This is a genomic window from Bacteroides sp. Marseille-P3684 (assembly GCF_900291465.1).
Classification (GTDB): domain Bacteria; phylum Bacteroidota; class Bacteroidia; order Bacteroidales; family Bacteroidaceae; genus Phocaeicola_A.
Window position 1 is genome coordinate 1,463,970 of sequence record NZ_LT985808.1, and the last position, 20,112, is coordinate 1,484,081.

Consider the following 20,112-nt stretch of genomic DNA (forward strand, 5'->3'; position numbering starts at 1 on the left):
TGTTATGGGATTCGGTTGACTCCCATCAGTTGGTTTTGTAACTGGGGTTGGGGTATTCTGGGGTTCATTCACAGGCTGTTTAGCTCCGCATCGGGTACAAAATTTAGCATCGGGCCTTAAAGGAGCACCACAAGATATACAATTCATGGTTTTCTATATTTTCGAGGTTAATATTTCTATGATTTGATGTTTCCCATTCATGCTTACCAGAATTTCATTTCCATAATTTCCGGCAAACTGATAAAGCATGGATTTGCGTCCGGAGGCGCTTCGAATTTCAAAAGCACGTGTCAGTGAACGAGGTTTTATGCCATAAACAGTATACAGCTCTTGGTTAATATAATCTATGATTTCCTGCATATTCCGGTCTACCGATTGACGGAGCCGATCCAATAAAGAGCCGCTGCCGGAGCAGTCATAAACCGTTCTTACCTCTATACACTCGGCATGAGCACAGAGTATAGGACTTGCAGCAGACTCCTCCTCTTCTGATTCATCTTCATATTCCGAGAAAATAGATAGGGCCGGATCGCCAAACAAGTTGAACTCGATCAACGTGACCAGATGAGAATTGGAGATATCAAGGGTGGACAATAAGGCCTTCCTCGCCAGCATGAGAGCTTCTCCGGCTGTATATCCCATACACAAAGTGTGCATAAAGACGCCTGCCATGATATCAGCCTGAATCAAGGGACATTGCTTGTTTTTCAACAAATCATCTGTGCATCCGTAGGCTACTCGTGAAGCCCCCAGGAACAGTACGGTCTGGTTGTTGATTGAAGACACCAGCATCGATTCTTTCGCGTTCTTCTGGATGAAACGAGCACCATAACAGGCTTCGGTTACGACAACATTAGGCTTTCGTACGCTACCTAATTCGGTGGGAGTGATTCCTTCTATGTTACGACCATTCTGTATGCCATAAAAGCCTGCCATGCCAGGAGCGTCACTGCCATGCATGTTGAAATAATAAATAGACGCCTCAGGATGAAAGAATTGTCTTATATTCGTCCGGGTAACGTCCGGTGTCAGCACCAAAGAGTCATAAATATAAGTCTCGTCATCACTCGGACTGGGAACAAAGCAGTTGCTGGTCCGAAACTGTTCCGTAATCAGCGAACTGACCACTTTCCAACTGTTATCAACCTGTCCATAAATTCCGGAAAAATCAATCCCTTGGTCGGCTACCTGAATGACGCGCTTTAAATATGCCTCAAAGCAGCTGATGTCCATATCCGGTGACACCGGAAGACGTCCGGCATGCATCATCTGCGGTTTGGCAAGCAGGGTGTGGTCAGCCAGCATCTTTAAAGTCTGTTTCCCATATAAGAAACTATACGGGAGATCAGAATCAATCGTTTCGCCAGGATTGATATAATGCGGGAGTTCCGGCATAGGAATGATGTCATTTCCTCCGATAATAAACAGGTAGCGTACGTTTTTGCCGTCAGTTTCTGTGTCATACGTATATTGGTCTGTCAACAATCGTTGGTATACTTTCCAATCGTCTTCCGGAACAAGCTGATACACTCTGCCGGCTACCTGATTGACGGCAAGCTTGGGCTCATAACAGGACACATCCACAATGCTATAAAAAATCCCCTGTTGGCTACGTGCCTCTATATAAGCTTTCAAGATTTTCCTTATACGAGTTTGTGTAACCTTCAGTCTGAGAGCCAGCAATTCCAGATTGGTAAACAGATAGCCATAGGCAGCGTTTGAATCGTTTGCTGCATAGGATGTTTCCATCTCCCCGGAAATAGTTTCTACAGCAGCACCACATGCCGGGCAAAAACGATCTCCGGGTTCTATTCTGGAACCGCAGTTGTAGCAGAAACTCATAGCATTTAATTTAAGGTAATATAGATTGTCTTTCCATCCAGTTTCATTTCACAGGGTACCCCTACTTCTGAATTCAGATAAAACAGCAGATTGTCTCCAAACTGTGCCGCATTCATTGGCAGACCGTCTGCATCCTTTGATGGTATTTTGATATCATCAAAAATCATAGCCTCGGGCACCAAACCCCGTAAATGGAATCGTCCATCTTGAGCATTGGCACGTACCCAGCGTCTGATCAGACTGGAAAGAATATATTTCTGTGGTCCCACCTGCGAATTCAGGTCTAATTTGGATTGCGGTCCTTTGGCTATGTGCAGGACAACAGATGTTCCGTCTCCGATTGTGCGAGCGAAGTTCAGGGCTATATCATCAAGAAAGCCTTTTAGCTGTCCTTCTACGGCATATACACACAGCCGGTCCAACTCTGTTGTACGAAACCGGTTAGTCCATTCCTGACGTGATGCCAGGATATTTCCAGACGCTGTTTCATAGGCTTTCATATTCAGTGAAACGCGACTGCCTTCTGTGGAAGATATATCCTTCTGGATGTCTACAATCACATAGACGTCCGCATCTGAATTCATCAGCAGACTCTTTTCATCGGAATCCGCAGTATTGGCATTAAAATCCATGCTGCGCCACATTGCATTCAGTCTGCCTTCAAAGTCAACCGTGGTTACTCCCAGCTGGTTAAATCCATCTTGAACTTTTGACACTGCCATACGACGGTCAAAATCATTTTGAAGGATAGACTGATAGGATTCATCCTCTTTCTTATAGGGAACGACCATGATGCTTGGCAGCCCGATTTCCTTCTTTGTGTCTTCCATCGTCACTTCCGACAAAGGATTATCCATTAACTTTTCAAATACCAAGTCTTTTACAAGCGCTTTGATCAGGATACTGACTTCAACCTGAGCTTTATATTGTTTGGTATCTGACAGTTTCTCCGGTTCACTCAGTGTCTTGGACGATCTGACAAACATGGTATAACGATTGTCTAAGAACTTGTCTACATAGTATTGGTTATTCCTTTGGATCAGCGGCTTATTGTTATTATAGCCACTGATTCCCCGGTAGAACAATGTGTAGAATGCAGATTTTATTGCATTAGGAACAGCTTCTTTCTTTTTGTCACTTACTCCAAGTGATTGTAAGGTCAGCACCTCGTCTGAGGAGCTGACCAATGTTGCTGAAGTCGAATATTCTGTTTGTCCCCATGATGAAACTGCAAATAGTGCAAGCATCACCAAGATAACTCCCAACTTCTTCATAATCATTAGAACAGACTTTTGGTGAATGAGTCGATCACAGTCCCTTTCCTGGAAATGACAATCAGTTTCTGTCCTTTCTGGAAAGCTTCCTGAATTTCTTTACCACCTTTTGTAACTTTGCACAGGGTGCGCTGTGCACTGACTACCTCCTTTGCACTTAAGGCTCCGATTTCTGTACGACCGATTTCTCCGGCGATGTCGGTTTCCAGGAATACATTAAAACGCTGACCGTCTGTTACTCCTTGTGCATTTCCCAAGTCAATGTAAACAGTCTGAGCTTTATCCTTTTTTACAGTCTCTACCTTTAAGATCAAGCCTTCTATTGGAAAAGTTTCGTTCACAAAATTGTCCATGCTGTTTTTTGCATAGTCACAAGTCTTGGCTATGGCTTCATTACGGGTATCCCCTCTGCTTCCTGTAAATCCTGAATGGTCAAAAGTCTGAGTGGTTTTCAAGGTTCCTGTTGCAGCATCAATCACTTTTATGGTCCAGTGTATGCTTCCCTTGTAGTACAGTTTATTGTCACTGTCTCTCTGCTCTGTAGCTGTCATCGTTGCTATAGTGCCCGTAATGATATAATCGGCTCCCAATGTTCGCATTTCTGAAGTACGTGCAGTCATGTCTCCCATGGCGCTTTCGCTTTTGCGGCGTTCAGCTTCGTCTTTCAATTCTGCATGCGAAGCCACATCTATGACTTGTAAACGCTGTGTCTCCTGAATGCCTTCTATTACTTTCCCTCTTAAAGTCTCTATTAAGGCCTTGTTTGCATTCGAAGGAGCGTCAAAATAGTCAACAAAAACTACGGGCTTTTCTTTTACTTGTCCATACATTGTGAAGAATCCTAATAACCAGGATAATGTGAGCATTAATGTTTTTAATTTCATGGCTTTATGTTTTTTAGTTTAATGTTTGTATAATTTGATGGATTTATCTCGTTTTAATATGAGAGTTTATCAGCTGTTTAATAGTTTTTTATATCTCTAAGTTTACTCTCTTATTCCTACCTAAAGGGTTGATAAAAGAGATATTATATTGGTTTAACTGATAAACAGTGGCAAGTTTATAGAAAAATTTTTATATTACAAAGACCATAAGCAAAAACATTCGCTTCGCTCCATCTTTCCTATTATTTTTTGTTTTGTTAAGATAGTTATTAATGGTCTAAGTCTATTCCCTACTTTGTTTATAGGAGAATCGTTGATTATTATTACTGTATATGGAAAGTGTCGGCTGACAACGGCTAACAATGGGACTCATTTAGAAGAGGGTGTATCAAAAAGCGCCCCTTCTTTTTTATGCACAAATAAGATGTGTCATTTTCTTCCTTTAACCCGATTACAATTCTTACAAAGCATTTTCTACTCCTTTCCTTTTTTAGACGATTTCTTTGTGTTTGCTTCTTGGTCAGTGATTTTTCCTCAGACTTCAATCGTCGTTCTACCTTCTTCACATCCTCTCCAGCAGGCAATTGCTCTGGAACAATTCCACGCTGTAGCAACATATTTCTCACGGCTGTATTGTTGTCCACGTGTTCACGAGTGATTGGTTCTTGTCCGTGCAAATCTTTTTGTTGTACGTTCACGGAAGTCATTTCTGCAGCAAAATCCTTGGCTTTGATGCTGATTGTCGGAAGAAAATCAGCCAAAGGTCGATTGTCGGGAGCACCTAATTTACGTTTTAATAATGCAGTGTCCAAATGGAATAAAGCCTTGTCGCCTTTGGAACGAATGATGCCGAATCCTTTGCTGTCTACCCCGCGTTCATATAGGATGCCCGACAAACGGTTTTCTGTTTCTGCCAATTGGTTACGTGCCATAACGCGTTCATACTCCAATATTCGTTTCTGTACAAGTTCTGCCCGGCGTGTCTGCACTGCAAAATAGTTTTGTGCGAATGCTACTTGTGGTTTGCGCGGGTCTCCATTTTGGGCCACAAGGTAGCAGGCGTAGCGCGTCAGCATATAGTCATTTATCTCACGTTGAGCACCTTTCGCTAAGTCTATCATTTTGCTGACGTCAGCAAAATGATACGCAGCTTCTTGTCCTGCATTCCCACATGCAGTTTTTGCTTTCTCTATGATATTCTCAAAGTTACGCCATTGGGCATAGCCCAATAGAGTAGAGAGTTCTCTTGCGCTCCAGCATTCCACACCCTTATATTCGTTTGCGATGGATTCAAACTGGCGGAACAGTTCTATGATTTCTTCGGCTTTCATTGCTTCTTGATTTTGCGGATTAATATTCTTGTATATTGAGACTTTAGGCTTTCGTTAATCCTTAATACATTACACCTGTCAGCTATGCGCTTCGTACCGTCCTGATTGTAAAGGATACCATTTCCTGCCATGAACCACAGGAAGAGCGTGGCAGCAATGCGCTTGTTGCCATCGCTGAACGAATGATTCTTTGTGACCAGATAAAGCAACATGGCAGCTTTCTCCTCCACGGACGGATAGAGGTCTTGCCCACCGAAAGTCTGATAAATCTGACCGATGGAGCTTTTAAACGAATCGTCTTTCTCATGGGCAAACCATTTGCTTCCGCCAAACTTCGCCTTCAACTCTTCAATGGCTTGCATAGCTCCCTCGTAGGTCGCATGAAACCTTGCTTCGTTGGTTGTTTGTTCCACAGCCAGTTGCTGGTAATCGTACTTATCCAAGGTATCAAGGGCATAGGCATAGTCGGAAACCACCTCTACCAAATTGAGCGCATCATCAGAAGTCAATGCTTCTTGTGCTTTGACTGTTCTGCCCAAGACAGCTACCAATTGCTTCAGTTCCGTATAGCGTTGTTCCGTCAAGGCCTTATTGACGGCATAGCCTTTCACCAGATACTCTTTCAGTACCTTGTTGGCCAAAATGCGGAATTGTGTGCCACGCTGGCTTTTTACACGATAGCCTACCGAAATAATGACATCCAAGGAATAAAAGGCAACAGGTTGTTTTACCCCATCAACACGCAAAAAATGCGTGTTGTTAGCTTTTTCCAATTCACATTCGGAAAAGACATTATTAACGTGCTTTCGTATAGTCTTTTCATCCCGATCAAACAAAGTGGCCATCTGGTTAGCCGAGAGCCATACCGTATCGTTTTCCAATTTTACGTTGATGGATGTTTGTCCATCAGCAATGCTGTAAATTACAATCTTGTCATTCAAGTCCATATCCTAATTCTTTAAACAGGTTCAACAACTCTTTTTTGATCTCTTCTTCTTGCCGGAGCAGTTCACGCATCTCGCCTTGCAGCCGTTTCATCTGGGTATCGAAATCGATGCCTTCGTCTCGGTTCTTGAACTCGATGTACTTGCTAGGCACAAGCGATTAACCTTTCACTTCGATTTCTTCCAACAAGTGTTTCTATGTCGTGAAGGTTCGCCCATAGAAGAAATTCTTTTTCTCGTATTTCACGACATTCTCAATCTTACCCTTCGATTCCGGATCTGCCTTCCGGCAAAATACCGGTTGGAAATTCTGTTCCTTGACAAATGTATGGAATGCTTTTGTCAGGATGTAGTCTCCCAGGTCCTCACGATGGGTGAAAATCTTGTCCTGGTCATAGATGATTTTCCTCGGTTTGCCTTGCCAGAACTGAAAGGCAGGTTCATGTGTAAAGAAATAGATTTTGATGCTTATGCCATTTTCCTTCCTCATCCACGCTTCTCCAAAATCAACCTGGGCTTCCTGTCCATATGGGGTGTCAGGCAGCTTCTCGTAGATGCGCTTGGATGGAGTAACCTTAGGTATATCGTATTTCTTCCGGACTTTGCAGACAACATTATAGATAGTCTTGTTGGATTCCGAAGGCATTGACGGGCCATATTCCTTAATCCAGTCACCGACTTGTGCTGCTGAGAGTCCGGGATGTTTACAAAGAGTTTCCTTCACATAGGACTCATATTTTCCCTGCTTTTCCGGACGGTTTCCTCCGGAGGACAGACGGGACAGCAATTCCGATTCCGACATCTTGCAATATCGGATGACGGAGCTTCTGTGTACTCTCGGTAGCCGGGCTATTTGCGATTTCTTGAACCGCTTGGATAGCAAATGATGAATTTTATACCACATTGTAATTCTTTTATTTTCATCGTACTTCATACTTTTGTTATTGAGTTTTATAGGTGCCATAAAGACAGTATATACGTTGCATTTAGTTCTCTTTTTTCAGTAGCCACTAATTCCATTAACGGCTGTACCTCCTCATAGGACCGGATGCATTCTGATATCTGTTTGTTCATAATCATATATCGGTCCCTATGCGAGTTCTGTGCAAAGATAATTATTTTATATTTTATTTATATATAAAAAGACTATTTTCTATAATGGGGCGAAATTCTAATTCCTTTGTATATGCTGAAATGGCAATAGTACAGGATGAAAAAATTCGTGAACACCGCTTTTATCATGGCGATTCTGTAATATATAACGAATCCGATGTGGAACTTACAGACCCTATACGATTCTCCCGCTCCTCCAAAGGAGAATCGTGCGGTTTTATGATGAATGGGAAGATTTACATCGACTCGAGGATTGTCACAGCCGAGGCGCCCATCCATGAATAGCCAACGACAAAATAAGGGGACATAGAAAAAAGAAATCAGCAAATGATACCGCACTACCGGAGCAAAATGCTCTTTCAAAGGTCTCCGTCATATCATTTGCTGACAGCGCAAATATACGAAAAATCTTGGTAGTATAGTTCCTAAATATGAATTTATTGAAAAACCATTTGGAGATACTTTTATTACAGATTTGGGCAATGTAATAGATAATTTGGGTAATGTAATAGATAATTTGTGCCCCCCAATTCGGAACCCTTGGAACAAAAGAAAAACGCTAACCATCTTATATCCTAAGCGATTAGCGTTTCTTTTAAAGTGGTGCCACCAGGAATCGAACCGGGGACACAAGGATTTTCAGTCCTTTGCTCTACCAACTGAGCTATGGCACCGTTTTGTTTTGCGTGTGCAAAGGTAGAGAAAATATTTTATCATGCAATAGGAATGGGCACTTTTTTGCAGAAAAACGCGAAAAAAGTGGAAAAGGCTAAAGCCTCCTTCCCGGAATGAACACATTCAGGCGGGAAAGAGGCTTTAGGAAAGAGGCATGAGGGGCCTAAGATTCGCGCAGCGGATTCCAACCCTGTGCCTTGAGTTCGAATTCCTGACCGTCACGGGTGATGAGGGCCAGTCCCAGCTCGGGCTTGGTGATGTAACCGATGATGCGGATGCCGTCCAGTTGGGAGACCTTCTCGTTGTCGGCCAAAGGTACGGTGAACAGCAATTCATAGTCCTCACCGCCGTTCAAGGCACACGTCGTGACATTCATGTTCAGCTCCTCCGCCATGACTGCCGTCTGGTAGTCCAGGGGAATGCGTTCTTCGTAGATGCGGCAACCGGTATGGCTCTGGCTGCAAATGTGCATCAGCTCCGATGAAAGGCCGTCGGAAATGTCCATCATGGCAGTGGGCAGGATGTGATGTTCGGCAAGCTTGCGGATGATGTCTCCGCGTGCTTCGGGCTTCAGCTGACGTTCCAGCAGGTACTCTTTGCCTGAAAAGTCCGGATTGACCTCCTGCTGGCCTTCAAAGACCTTCTTTTCGCGTTCGAGCAGCTGAAGTCCCATGTATGCAGCCCCCAGGTCGCCACTTACGCAGATGAGGTCCGTCTCATGGGCACCATTGCGGTAGACGATCCGGTCCTTCGGTGCATCGCCGATGCACGTGATGCTGATGGCAAGTCCCGTGAGCGATGAGGTCGTATCGCCGCCGACGATGTCCACGTGGTGTGCGGCACAGGCGAGCTTCAGTCCGGCATAGAACTCCTCCATGTCCTCGATGCTGAACCGTTTCGACAGGGCAAGCGACACGGTCATCTGACGCGGCGTACCGTTCATGGCATAGATGTCGGAGATGTTTACCATGGCGGATTTGTAGCCCAGGTGCTTCAGGGGGACGTAAGTCAGGTCGAAGTGTACCCCCTCCATCAGCAGGTCGGTCGTCACCAGCACTTCACTGTCGGGGTAGGAGAGCACGGCGGCATCGTCGCCCACTCCATATCGGGTCGAAGTATTTTCCAGCTTGATGTCCTCGGTGAGGCGGCGTATCAGTCCGAACTCGCCGAGTGTGGCAATTTCTGTTCGTTGTTTCTCTTGCATAGTTGTATGTTAGGTTCGTTGAATAAGTTCGCGGATGAGGGTGGTCATGTGGGGCTGTGCGGCGTGGGCGGCTTCCTGCACTTCCTCGTGCGACACTTCCGCCACCGCATCACCCAGTCCCAGATCCGTGATGACGGAGATGCCGAACACGCGGATGCCGCAGTGGCGTGCCACGATAACTTCGGGGACGGTCGACATGCCCACGGCATCGGCTCCCAACCGGTGGAACATCCGGTACTCGGAGGGAGTTTCGAAGGTCGGTCCTTGCGTGCCGAGGTAGACACCTTCGCGCACGTCGATGTGGTGTTCGGCAGCGATGGCCCTGGCCTGACGGAGCAGTTCGCGGTCGTAGGCTTCGCTCATGTTCGGGAAACGGGGACCGTAGGGGATGTTGCGTCCGCGCAACGGATGCTCGGGAAAGAAGTTGATGTGGTCGGTGATGAGCATCAGGTCTCCCAGTCGGTGTTCCGGATTCACGCTCCCTGCCGCATTCGACACGATCAGGGTGCGGATGCCCAGTTCACGCATGACGCGCACCGGGTAGGTCACTTCCTTCATGGAGTAGCCTTCGTAGTAATGGAAGCGACCTTGCATGGCGAGGACCTCCTTGCCGTCCAGCTTGCCGAAAAGCAGCCGTCCGTTGTGCCCTTCCACCGTGGAGACGGGGAAGTGGGGGATGTCCCGGTAGTCGATGGCTACGATGTCGGTGAGGGCGTCTGCCAGACTGCCCAGTCCTGTTCCCAGGATGATGGCTGTCCGTGGACTGAAGGGCATCCTGTCACGCAGGAAGGCGGTTGTCTCTTGAATAGGTTCCAACATAGTCCAATATCTTTTGATTAAACACGGGTCGTTCGCCGAAGAGGATATCCACCTCGATCGGCAGTATGTATAGATTTCGTTTCACTTCGTCGCTCAGCGGAAGGTGGTGCAGGCGGGTCGCGTCCTTCTCGGTGGTGAGGAGGAGGGTGCCTGCTCCGGCTTCGGCAAAGCGTCGGTTGATGGTCTCCGCGTCGCCGTCCGTGAACTGATGGTGGTCGGGGAAGCGGAGGGAGCTGATGCGCCGCGTGTAGCCTTGCAGGTCGTGCAGCAACTTGTCGGGACTGGCTATGCCGGTCAGCACCAGCACGGGGGTGTCCTCCGTCAGGCTGGACAGCGGACGGGTGGCGTCCGTCGGTCCGTCAAAGGGATGGAGGTCGCCGTAACGCAGGGTGGAGAAGAACAGTGACTGCTTCTCTTCCAGACACAGACGTTGCCGGATGGCTTCCGCTTCGGATTCCGACAAGCGAGGCGGACATTTCGACACCACCACGATGTCGGCGCGGGACTTGCCGGAGAGGGGCTCACGCAGACGTCCTGCCGGCAGCAGTGCATCCTCGTAGATGGGGCGTCGGTAGTCCGTCAGCAGGATGTTCAGCCCAGCCTTGACGTAGCGGTGCTGATAGGCATCGTCCAGCAGGATGACATCGAGGGGAGGCGTCACCTCCGGAGCTGTCATGCAGCGGATGCCATGCGGACGGTCGGCATCGACGGCAAGGCGGATGTCCGGGAACTTGCTCTTCATCTGGAAGGGTTCGTCGCCAATCTGTTCCATCGGTATGCCTGCATCCGCCCAAAGGAAGCCCTTCGACTTACGCTTGTAGCCCCGGCTCAACACCCCGGTGTGCATCCCGGAGGCAGTGAGCAGGCGGATGAGGTATTCCGTGTGGGGGGTCTTGCCTGTTCCGCCCACGGTGAGGTTGCCGACGCAGATGACGGGCAGGGGAAACGAGACGGAACGCAGGACGCCGCAGTCAAAGAGGGCGTTGCGCAGCCGTACTCCCAGCCCGTAGAGCCAGGCGAGCGGATAGAGGGATTTGTATGTCTTCACCATCGGTCAGTGGTTTTCAGAGATTCAGACGGAGGACGTAAGGCAGGCGTGCCTGTACGGGAGCCTGCTGACGGATGTGTTTCACGAATTGCAGACTTTCGTAGTCGCTGCCCAGCAGGTCGCGCAGTTCAGCCTGCACGAAGCCACCCCAGGAGTTGTTCAGCAGCATGTCCCACCACTCGGCAGGGGCAGGATGCCGTGTGAGGCTGTATTCCGTCAGTCCGGCTTTCTCGGCAGCCAGGCGGATGGCAGTGTCGATGCCGCCCAGTTCGTCGACCAGTCCGATACGCTTTGCCATTTCCCCGGTCCATACACGGCCCTCGGCGATGCGGCGGATGGAGTCGGTGCTGAGTCCGCGTCCGTCTGCACAACGCTGCACGAAGAGTGCATAGCCGCGCTCGATGTTCGCCTGCATGCCTGTCCGTTGGGCATCGTCAAGTGGACGGAAGAGGCTGGCTCCTCCGTGGCGGTTGGTCGACACGCCGTCAAAGGTGATGCCCACCTTGTCCGCCACTCCCTTGAAGTTGGGTATCATGCCGAAGATACCGATGGATCCGGTCAGTGTGCCGGGGTCTGCCACGATGCTGTCCGCAGCACACGAGATGTAGTATCCTCCTGACGCGGCATAGCCTCCCATCGACACGATGACGGGTTTTCGGGCTTTCAGGTTCATCACTTCGTGCCAGATTTGTTCCGAACCGAAGGCGCTGCCGCCGGGAGAGTTCACACGGAGGACCACAGCCTTGACCTTCTCGTCTTCCGCCAGCTTGCGCAGGTCTTCACACATCAGGGGCGCATGGATGTTGCCGTCGCCACGTCCCGAGGTGGCATCGTCGATACCGCCTTCCGCATAGTAGACGGCAATCTGTGGATGCGAGGCCTTCAGTGCCTGTGAGGTTGCCAGCGAGACGAGGTCGGCAGCTTCCACCAGGCGGAAGTCTTCCTTGTCCGTGTTGTATCGTTGGTTGATGTCGTCCTCCACGTCGTTGCGGTAGATGAGGGTGTCCACCAGACGGCAAGCCACCAGTTCCCTGGCAGGAGCTGCGGAGAGCAGACGGTCGGCGTATGCCTGAAGCGTGTCGGGGGCAATGTCGCGTGCAGCAGCCACTCCATCGACTACGCCGTTCCAGATGGATTGCAGGAAGGCGGTGGTCTGCTCACGGTTCGCCTCGCTCATCTGCGTGGCGGCATACGGCTCGACAGCCGACTTGTACGTCCCGACCTTGAATATCTGTACCTCGACACCGGCTTTCTCCAGCAGGTTCTTGTAGAACATCACTTCCGTGCTCATGCCCTCCCAGGTCATGTCGCCGACGGGATTGAGCATCACTCGGTCTGCCAGCGAGCAGACGTAATAGGTCCCCTGACTGTAGGAGTCGGCATAGGCCGTGATGAATTTGCCCGAATCCTTGAAACGCTCCAGTGCGCCGCGCAGCTCTTCAAGGGCGGCAGGCGGGGCGGCAAAGCTGCCGGCAGTGAGACAGATGCCTTTGACCTTGTCCGACGATTGGGCGTAGGCGATGACGTCGAGCAGCTGTTGGAGCGTCAGGTCCGTACCTCCCTGACTTGTCAGGGTCTGGAGGGTGAGCGGTTGGGGCTGTTCAGTCAGTTCCCCTTCCAGTCGGATGACGACCAGCGAGTTGTCGTCGACACTGACCGGGGTACTTGAAGAGAAGGAGGCTGCCATGCCGACGAGCATGCCGACGCCGATGATGACCAACACGATGCCTGCGATGACCAGTCCGGTCACGGTGGCGAGAGTGTACTTCAAGAATTCTTTCATAGCTGATGGTTTTTTTGATGAGTTGGGACAAAGATAAAGATTTCGGCACAGAGCTGCCAAGCAATCGGGAGAATTATTCGCCGGGAATGTTCCGTTGATGAGGCACGGACGGGTATTCCCGCCTTCTGATTCTTCTTTTCCACCCGACGGAGCGAGGTAAGGCGGAAGTGACAAAGTGTCAAACGAAGCCTTTCCTGGTGGCTTTCCCTGCACCAAAATATGTCTTGGCGGATTTTTTTGCATTCTCAGGCGATTCGCGAAATGCAGATTGTCGCCAGTTCCTTCTTTTTCGTTTCCTCCCGGGTGTTCCAGCGGACGGGACGTGTCGTTTTGTCTGTTCACATCGGTTTCTATCTGCTCTTTTAATAGCTTCCGAAATGTTGACTGCCTCGTTCTTCCAGAGAGTGAAACTCGGAATTCCTTTCTTTCATTTTCCAAAGATTTGACTTCCGCGGACGAAACAATCGTGTTTGGCAGGTGAAACTATATTGTTTGACGCCTCAAACTATATTGTTTGGCTCGCGAAACAATATTGTTCCGGGCACGTTTTGTCTATATTCCGAAAATGAAATGTATAGTTTTCTAAAATCAAAGGCCTTTTCGGGTATTTTCGTTTGCATTATTTAGCGATTGCTCTCTGGTTTGATGGGATTGTTCAAAGTGTGCGTTAGCCTGAGTGGCTGTTTTTGCTGATTCTGTCAAGCGGAAGGGTTGAAACGGTTTCTTTTTGATAGTTGGGCGTCCGGGCAGGGAGTGAAGAGGACCATCAAGTTGGCTGTATGAATTATACTAGGGAAAAGAAGTGGGCAGTGGCAGGTTGGAATAATTTTATAGGTGTACAATAATAGTTTGATTGGAGAACTTGTTTCCTGTCTAAATTGTGTATGTTTGCAACATCGTAATCATAGAAGTTTTGTGTATGAAAAAGCCGGTCTATAATGATGTCATAGACTTTCAGCGCGCCCTATTGATAGTGATGGTCATTTTGGTGCATATCGTGAACTTCGGCACACTCTATCCCGAAGTGAAGGCGAGGATATTCTCCTTTTTCATGCCTGCATTCCTGATTATTACCGGCTATTTGGTGAATATCAGGAAAACGCCACGACAGTTTGGAGTATACCTTCTCCAGATGGCTATCCCATATACCATAATGGTCATAGGCTATATGGTGCTGTCTCTGTATCTGCCCGTTAGGGATGGCATAACGGAATTGAGTTGGGAAACCACCTTTCGCATTCTCTTCATCCGTTCCATCGGTCCCTATTGGTTCTTCAGGGTGATAATTATTTGTAGTACGCTGTATTACATCGTCTTCAAATGTGCAGATGGGCTAAAAGTCCGTTTATGGAAAAGTAAGTCAGGAAAAGAGGATACCGCAAAGGTCGGAGAGCTATTTGTACTGTTGGCAACCTTATTCATCGTATCACGGCTTACCCCTGCTTTGCCTTGGGATACAGCTTTTTATTTTGTGTGTGGGGTAACGATACGTCTTTTTGTGCATGATTTCGACAAGGTTTGCCCCAGAAGTTGGATGGCTTGCGTCCCATTCACACTTTTTCTATATGTTTATCCCAAGGATTTGCTCAATGTGTCAGTGCTGATACTGGTTTTCTGTTTCTTTTCGTTGACAGCTCAACTCTCCACGGTCATAACAGGCCGTTTCAGATTAGCCTTACTTTATATTGGCCGGAACACGCTGCCCATCTATATCTTTCATCCTGTTTTCACGATGGCAGGTAAATTCTTATTGCCCATATTCCAGTTTGACAAAAGTGGGCTTTGTCATGCCAGTTGTGTAACTTTATTGGCTCTTTTGGGCTCAATAGCCATAGCCCGGGTGGCTGACAAACTACACTGCTCGTGGATTATGGGGCGGGCTAAACTACTCCGCTAATGGTGATGTAGGAATGGTCGTTTCATTCCGTCATTATGAGTCATCCGCCAGACAGTGCTTGTATGTTTCCGTTTGAACTCATCCTTTTTACTCAAGTTGCTGGTTTGGGTCCTCAGAGTAACGCTCTAACGCCTGATTTCGAAATACGAAACTTGAGTTATTGAGGATAAAATTATTCAGTAATTCTGCACAAGGAATATACTTGTTTGGGTAACTCTTACGGCAACAAAACAGTATGCATAGAAAAAACATTCACTTGCTTTTTATATTTAAAAGAGGACAATTATGTCATAAATGTCTAATCTGCATGGCTGCTCCCTCTTCCAGCAGAGTAAAACCGTTTCTTTCATAAAAGGCGATGTTCTTGTTCTCATCGGGCATAATATTGAGATAAAGGAATGAACGGTATTTGTCTTTAGCCATTAACAAAAGATGTTTGGCTATGCCCATACCTTGATATTCCGGACGAACCAGCAAATAATGGAGGAAGGCTACCATTTCCTCGTCATCAAGCCCACGTATCAGTCCTACCAACTTGTCGCCATCCCATGCCGTAATGACCAAGGATGATGATTTTAACGCTTTTATCAGGCGTTTGGGGTACTTGCCCGACAGCCAGTTTACCGATAAAAAAAGCTCTTCTACTTCTTTTTCGGTGAAATCTCTTGTTTCTTTATAGGTTATTTCCATTATCTAAATATGATTTATTGTTCCCTGAATTCAGCGGGCAAGCAACCCGTATGTCTCTTGAAGAACTTGACAAAATAAGACGGGTCTTCAAACCCTAATTGGAAAGCGATTTCCTTCACTTTCAGGCTGGAATGGAGAAGCTGGCGTTTGGCCTCCAACACGATGCGCTCGTTAATGAGGGCAAGAGGCGTGCTGTGCGAACTTTCATACACGCAGTTGGTCAGTGTTTTTGAAGATACGTTCAAATGGCCGGCATATTCCTTGACGGTGTGCATCGTGCGGTAATGATGTTCAAGCATCTGGCGGAAACGGACGAACGTGCGATTGGCAGCATTGTTGATACATAAGGGGATGCCATGCCCCCGTTCTCCTGTGCGCTGTATATGTATCAGAAACATCTTGATGAGGTATTTCAGCATGTCCTTGTGCGCGAAAAGCCCCTCATGGACTGCTTCCGTTTCCATTTCCCGGACAAGGAAGTCCAGTCGTTCCGCACTTTCCGACTTTATGTGGTAATAAGGCGCAGCATCAAACGCATTGAACACATTGTATTTCAGGAAAACGTTCTCGCTGCTGCCTTCGTCCGAAAGGAAACTTTCGTTGAAATGGATGATGCTTCCTTCTACACTGCGGTTGTCTTCAAAATAATGAATCTGCCCCGGCGAGATGAAAAACACGGTGTTGTCTGTCACCGGATATTCTTTGAAATCGACGTAGTGCATTCCTGTTCCTTTCTTGAACCATATTATCTGATAGAAACTGTGAATATGCGGTTCAAAGGGATGCTGCCCGTTGTTTGCAAAGAAAGCGGGAAGCTCTATCATCTCAAATTGTGCGCCCGATGGTTCCTGACTTTGACAGCTTGATATTTCAACAATTGTAACATTTTTAAAATCAGCCATTCCAGAAAATCTTCATGGTGACGCGGGTGACGCAAACCTAAAATGAGTACCTTTATGGCATGTTTGTACGCAAGAAAAAGAACCGTAGCGGCACTGTGAGCGTGGTTATCGCAGACAAGAGCAGTGGCAAGTTCAAGGAGCTTAAGACAATTGGAGTATCGTCTGCCCCCGACGAGATTGTTCGCCTTGAGGTCAAAGCGCGTCAATGGATAGACGAATATTCCGGTCAGATGACACTTGACTTTGACGAGAGCGCTCAGGCGCTCCAAGAAGCGAGAAATACCATTGCGCGCATCGAGAGGACGCTCCAGAACACGCCACAAGTTATCCTCGGCCACATATATGACAGAATTGGCTTTGGAGTAATCGGGGACAGCATTTTGCGCCATCTCGTCATCGCAAGGGTCTGTCATCCGCAGAGCAAGGTTGCCACAGCGTCGTATCTGAAGTCCTACTTCGACGAAGACGTTCGGTTACATAACATCTACCGCTATATGGACAAGCTGTATAATACGCAGCGCGAGAAGGTCCAGCAGATAAGCGTAGAGCACACGATGAGGATTCTCGGCGGACGGATTGGGGTCGTTTTCTACGATGTGACCACACTTTACTTCGAGTCCGCACCACAGCCGGACGATGTTCTTCGTCAGGCAGGCTTCTCAAAGGACGGCAAGATGGCAGAATCGCAGATAGTCCTCGGACTGCTGGTGAGCGAGGACGGCTACCCGATGTCCTACTCTATCTTCAACGGCAGCCAGTACGAGGGGCGCACAATGATTCCCGTAATCGATGACTTTGTCCAGCGCTTCAAGCTGACAGACTTCATCGTTGTGGCCGACTCGGGCCTTATGAACACAAAGAATGTGGAGCTGCTGGAATCCGCCGGCTACCGGTATATTATCGGGGCGAGAATCCGAAACGAGTCTCCAAAGATTAAAGACTGGATTCTTGCAATTGACAGGACGGACGGGAACATTATTGAATGTTGCAAGAATGATTGCCAGAGGCTGGTTGTGAGCTATTCAGATGCACGGGCAAAGAAAAACGCATGGAACCGCAACAAAGGCGTCGATAGACTCCGCAAGGCCTATGCGAAAGGTACTCTGACCAAGGACAACGTCAATAAGCGAGGCTACAACAAATTTCTCGATATCAGCAAGGACATAACCGTAAGTATCAATGAGGAAAAGATAGCAGAAGACAGTCTTTGGGATGGACTGAAGGGGTATATAACGAATACGACCCTGTCCGGGAAAGAGGTCATATCACAATACCATGGCCTTTGGATGGTTGAGAGGGCTTTCCGTATTGGCAAAGGGACGCTCGAGATGCGTCCAATGTTCCATTTTACGGAGAAACGTATCGAGGCCCATATCTGCATCTGCTTTGTAGCCTACAAGGTGTATAAGGAACTTGAACGGGTCATCAGAGAAGTCGGCATGAAGATGAGCGTTGACAAGGTTCTTGAAATCGCCAAGACAATAACGACGCTCAGAATAAGGCTGCCCAACGGCTCGGTATATACTGAGACTNNNNGGTGTATAAGGAACTTGAACGGGTCATCAGAGAAGTCGGCATGAAGATGAGCGTTGACAAGGTTCTTGAAATCGCCAAGACAATAACGACGCTCAGAATAAGGCTGCCCAACGGCTCGGTATATACTGAGACTCTATTCACAACACCACAGCAGGAGACCATCAAACCATTGTTGGAGGCATTAGATCAAGACAAAAATAAAGCAGGGTGACGCATTGTCAAAGTCAGGAAAAACACGGTGTTGTCTGTCACCGGATATTCTTTGAAATCGACGTAGTGCATTCCTGTTCCTTTCTTGAACCATATTATCTGATAGAAACTGTGAATATGCGGTTCAAAGGGATGCTGCCCGTTGTTTGCAAAGAAAGCGGGAAGCTCTATCATCTCAAATTGTGCGCCCGATGGTTGATGCGGAGTCAAGTCATATCGTGTAAATACATCTTTCATGCCTGCAAAGGTAGCACGTTCCACGTCCGCATAATAGGACAAACGGGAATAATCATGGTAAATTAGGGTATGCAGAGTGCGGTATGGATAGAAGATTCCCAAAATTACCATTCATTGTCTGAAATGTGCACCACTCATTCTGATGTACCCGTCTATTTTTGTGACGTCAAACTTAAAAAAACAATAGATATGGCAAAAGGAAACAATGTTGGTGCATTTCTTGAAATCACCATGAAGATTAACGAGAATGACCGCGCTGCGGCTGCGGCAGTGTACACGAAGTATCGCCAACCGTTCTTGGATGACATTGAAGGTGCACACTGCAAGCATCTCTTGGTGCGCGGCGAGGATGTGCAGGTTCTCCACGGTTTTGCATCGGTGGCAGATGCGGAAAACTACCTGAAGTCCGACCTGTTCACGCAAGACGTAGTGGTTGAGTTGAAGCCTTACTTCCAGTCCGAACCGGATGTACGGATTTACAGCGTGGTAGGCTAAACGCCGTACCTTTATCTAAAAGTGGTCCGCCGGGCGATAGGTTTTCATATCCGTCCGTCGGACTTTTTGTGGAATATAAAGACTGTCATACATGATTGGAATAATCACACAGATTGCAATCGTATTCATCGTGATTGCCATTGGATATGCTGCCAACAAGCTGAAAGTACTTGATGAAGGGTTCAACCGGAAACTTTCCAAGCTGGTTATCTTGATAGCCTGTCCTTGTCTGGTGCTGTATTCGGTCATGGGGGAAAGCGTACCGCAACGAGGACTGATACTCCCATTGCTACTGATAGGACTGCTCTCTCATACCCTGCTGTTGACTGTGGGTGTTCTGTTGCCTCGTTTGTTCTGCCGATGCCCCATACGGAGAGGAATTTACAGTTTTATGATTGCGTTCAGCAACATCGGTTTTATTGGCTATCCCGTCGTAGCCGCCATTTTCGGGATACACGCCTTGTTTTATGCGTCCATATTGATGCTTCCCTACACCTTGTTCGCTTTTACGGCTGGAATCTATTTCGTGTCTGGAGGAAAAGAAGGAGTCCGTTTCGACTACCGTGTGCTGCTGTCGCCCATGATGGCAGCATCTCTGCTTGCCATTGTCATGGTCTGCACGGACATGACCGATGTACCCGTTCTCATCTTTCGCCCGTTGCAGTTGGTTGGTGGCATCACCGTGCCCGTAGCATTGCTCGTCATCGGGTCATCGCTGGCCGAAGTGCCGTTCCGTGGCATCTGGATACACAAGTCGTTGTATGCCGTTTCATTCCTGCGCCTGCTCCTTCTTCCCCTGCTGATATACTCATTGGCAGCCGCGTTGCATTTTGACAAGTCCGTAAACCAAATCAATACGGTGCTGATGGGCATGCCCGTCTCAACCTACGGCACAATGTTCTGTTATAAAGCGGACAAGGATGGCACTTTGATGACTTTGGGGATCTGCCTTTCCACCGTGCTGTCCATCGTCAGCATACCGCTACTTGCCCGGCTGATTTTGTGAGGATGAATAAGAATATAAGAGCTGTTCAGCCGAATTTTCTTACTTTTATATATTGACATCAACTATTGCAAATTATGAAGCTTGGAATTATCAGACGTATGCAGACCGAAGACTTCCATATTTTCCATTTGAACTCATCCTTTTATCTATCTACGTTCCAGGTGGTCTGGCATTAAGCGCCTGCGTGCACTGAAGTGTGTCGCTTCGCTTCGTCCCATGACA

Annotated in this window: 17 protein-coding genes, 1 tRNA gene and 3 pseudogenes; 4 read left to right on the forward strand and 17 right to left on the reverse strand. The window is 47.8% G+C overall.

What is annotated here, in order from left to right:
- Positions 1 to 81: 81 nt before the first annotated feature.
- From C8275_RS14960 to sppA, 14 genes and pseudogenes are all read right to left on the reverse strand, one after another.
- Positions 82 to 147, reverse strand: a pseudogene (locus C8275_RS14960) (zinc-ribbon domain-containing protein); the annotation flags it as partial.
- 6 nt (positions 148 to 153) lie between these two features.
- Positions 154 to 1,749, reverse strand: a complete 1,596-nt coding sequence (locus C8275_RS05540; protein WP_157948189.1) for a C25 family cysteine peptidase — start codon at positions 1,747 to 1,749, stop codon at positions 154 to 156.
- A gap of 27 nt (positions 1,750 to 1,776) precedes the next feature.
- Positions 1,777 to 1,842: pseudogene (locus C8275_RS14965) on the reverse strand (zinc-ribbon domain-containing protein); the annotation flags it as partial.
- Between the two features lie 5 nt (positions 1,843 to 1,847).
- A complete protein-coding gene (locus tag C8275_RS05545; RefSeq protein WP_157948190.1) occupies positions 1,848 to 3,116 on the reverse strand; it encodes a DUF6175 family protein in 1,269 nt (422 codons plus the stop codon).
- Positions 3,117 to 3,121: 5 nt separating this feature from the next.
- Positions 3,122 to 4,000, reverse strand: coding sequence for a penicillin-binding protein activator LpoB (locus tag C8275_RS05550; RefSeq protein ID WP_234395710.1), 879 nt, complete (start codon positions 3,998 to 4,000; stop codon positions 3,122 to 3,124).
- Positions 4,001 to 4,509: 509 nt separating this feature from the next.
- Positions 4,510 to 5,331: pseudogene (gene dinD, locus C8275_RS05555) on the reverse strand (DNA damage-inducible protein D); the annotation flags it as partial.
- Positions 5,328 to 6,278 (reverse strand): Fic family protein, encoded by a 951-nt coding sequence (gene rhuM, locus C8275_RS05560; RefSeq protein ID WP_106484420.1) that lies wholly within the window; start codon positions 6,276 to 6,278, stop codon positions 5,328 to 5,330. The gene rhuM and the pseudogene dinD, both read right to left, overlap by 4 nt.
- Positions 6,265 to 6,429, reverse strand: coding sequence for a hypothetical protein (locus C8275_RS05565; RefSeq protein WP_199881870.1), 165 nt, complete (start codon positions 6,427 to 6,429; stop codon positions 6,265 to 6,267). The genes rhuM and C8275_RS05565 overlap by 14 nt, the downstream gene beginning before the upstream one ends.
- 42 nt (positions 6,430 to 6,471) lie before the next feature.
- Positions 6,472 to 7,239: a DDE-type integrase/transposase/recombinase gene (locus tag C8275_RS05570; RefSeq protein WP_106484421.1), complete on the reverse strand. Its 768-nt coding sequence runs from the start codon at positions 7,237 to 7,239 to the stop codon at positions 6,472 to 6,474.
- 750 nt (positions 7,240 to 7,989) lie between these two features.
- Positions 7,990 to 8,062: transfer RNA gene (locus C8275_RS05580), tRNA-Phe, on the reverse strand.
- A 164-nt stretch (positions 8,063 to 8,226) separates the two neighbouring features.
- On the reverse strand, positions 8,227 to 9,267 hold the full coding sequence (gene thiL / locus C8275_RS05585) for a thiamine-phosphate kinase (protein WP_022383656.1): 1,041 nt from the start codon (positions 9,265 to 9,267) through the stop codon (positions 8,227 to 8,229).
- 9 nt (positions 9,268 to 9,276) lie between these two features.
- Positions 9,277 to 10,086, reverse strand: coding sequence for a purine-nucleoside phosphorylase (locus tag C8275_RS05590; protein WP_106484423.1), 810 nt, complete (start codon positions 10,084 to 10,086; stop codon positions 9,277 to 9,279).
- Positions 10,046 to 11,137 (reverse strand): tetraacyldisaccharide 4'-kinase, encoded by a 1,092-nt coding sequence (gene lpxK, locus C8275_RS05595; protein ID WP_106484424.1) that lies wholly within the window; start codon positions 11,135 to 11,137, stop codon positions 10,046 to 10,048. The genes C8275_RS05590 and lpxK overlap by 41 nt, the downstream gene beginning before the upstream one ends.
- Before the next feature lie 13 nt (positions 11,138 to 11,150).
- A complete protein-coding gene (gene sppA / locus C8275_RS05600) occupies positions 11,151 to 12,917 on the reverse strand; it encodes a signal peptide peptidase SppA (protein ID WP_106484425.1) in 1,767 nt (588 codons plus the stop codon).
- A 919-nt stretch (positions 12,918 to 13,836) separates the two neighbouring features.
- Here sppA and C8275_RS05605 point away from each other — a divergent pair.
- Entirely contained in the window at positions 13,837 to 14,814 is a 978-nt protein-coding gene (locus tag C8275_RS05605; protein WP_106484426.1) for an acyltransferase, read from the forward strand.
- A 288-nt stretch (positions 14,815 to 15,102) separates the two neighbouring features.
- Here the strand turns inward: C8275_RS05605 and C8275_RS05610 are convergent, their stop codons facing one another.
- Both C8275_RS05610 and C8275_RS05615 read right to left on the reverse strand, forming a co-directional pair.
- Complete coding sequence (locus C8275_RS05610) at positions 15,103 to 15,504, reverse strand: GNAT family N-acetyltransferase (RefSeq protein ID WP_106484427.1); 402 nt, start codon at positions 15,502 to 15,504, stop codon at positions 15,103 to 15,105.
- Positions 15,505 to 15,518: 14 nt separating this feature from the next.
- Positions 15,519 to 16,406, reverse strand: coding sequence for a helix-turn-helix domain-containing protein (locus tag C8275_RS05615; protein WP_106484428.1), 888 nt, complete (start codon positions 16,404 to 16,406; stop codon positions 15,519 to 15,521).
- A 59-nt stretch (positions 16,407 to 16,465) separates the two neighbouring features.
- Between C8275_RS05615 and C8275_RS05620 the strand changes: the two genes are divergently transcribed.
- Positions 16,466 to 17,986, forward strand: coding sequence for an IS1634 family transposase (locus C8275_RS05620; protein WP_106484429.1), 1,521 nt, complete (start codon positions 16,466 to 16,468; stop codon positions 17,984 to 17,986).
- 142 nt (positions 17,987 to 18,128) lie between these two features.
- On the opposite strand, the gene C8275_RS05625 is transcribed toward C8275_RS05620, so the two are convergent.
- Positions 18,129 to 18,389 (reverse strand): AraC family ligand binding domain-containing protein, encoded by a 261-nt coding sequence (locus C8275_RS05625; RefSeq protein WP_106625738.1) that lies wholly within the window; start codon positions 18,387 to 18,389, stop codon positions 18,129 to 18,131.
- Between the two features lie 189 nt (positions 18,390 to 18,578).
- On the opposite strand from C8275_RS05625, the gene C8275_RS05630 reads away from it, so the two are divergent.
- A complete protein-coding gene (locus C8275_RS05630) occupies positions 18,579 to 18,884 on the forward strand; it encodes a hypothetical protein (RefSeq protein ID WP_106484430.1) in 306 nt (101 codons plus the stop codon).
- Between the two features lie 91 nt (positions 18,885 to 18,975).
- Entirely contained in the window at positions 18,976 to 19,890 is a 915-nt protein-coding gene (locus C8275_RS05635) for an AEC family transporter (protein ID WP_106484431.1), read from the forward strand.
- The last annotated feature ends 222 nt before the right edge of the window (positions 19,891 to 20,112 follow it).